This is a genomic window from Thiocapsa sp. (assembly GCF_011390875.1).
In the GTDB taxonomy this organism is placed as follows: domain Bacteria; phylum Pseudomonadota; class Gammaproteobacteria; order Chromatiales; family Chromatiaceae; genus Thiocapsa.
Window position 1 is genome coordinate 1 of sequence record NZ_JAABRP010000306.1, and the last position, 482, is coordinate 482.

1 protein-coding gene is annotated in these 482 nt (G+C 59.5%); it reads right to left on the bottom strand.

Annotated elements, in window-relative coordinates; genetic code table 11:
- Nucleotides 1-79: 79 nt before the first annotated feature.
- Nucleotides 80-433 carry a hypothetical protein gene (locus GPT33_RS17505; RefSeq protein WP_296811606.1) on the bottom strand — a complete coding sequence of 118 codons (354 nt, stop codon included), beginning with the start codon at nucleotides 431-433 and terminating at the stop codon, nucleotides 80-82.
- Nucleotides 434-482 lie beyond the last annotated feature (49 nt).

Genomic DNA, 482 nt, shown 5'->3' on the forward strand with positions numbered 1-482 from the left:
CGGGCGCGGCCAAACCAGTCCAACGCATGACGCATACCGCACCGGGCGCGGTTGAATGAGCGAGGCCCGGAAAGAGTCTTTATAGCCATTTTCCGGCGGCGATGATGAGCGCGGCGATGGTCGTGATGAAGCCGATCAGCCACATGAACTGATGGTCGTGACGCTTGATGAGATCCTCGATGCGTTTGTCGCTTTGTTCGAAGCGCCTATCCATTTGCTCGAAGCGCTTCTCCATCAGCTCGAAGCGCTTCTCCATCTGCTCGAATCCCTGCCGCATCAGCTCGCCCTGATGTTTGAGCGCCTCCTCGACCCGCACCATGCGCTCGCGCAGCTCGATCTCATAGACGATGGAGGGTTTGCCGAGGCTCTGCTCGGCGAGCCACTCGCCCATGTGGGCTTTGATGAATTGGATATCGTCCTGGGAGAGGGCCATGGTGACCTCCGTTGCAGCACCGCCGGGCTTGGCCTGAAGACATGATCCA

What these genes read in the sequence shown, in the direction of transcription:
- GPT33_RS17505 (WP_296811606.1), bottom strand. Translation starts at nt 433, where the DNA reads ATGGCCCTCTCCCAGGACGATATCCAATTCATCAAAGCCCACATGGGC.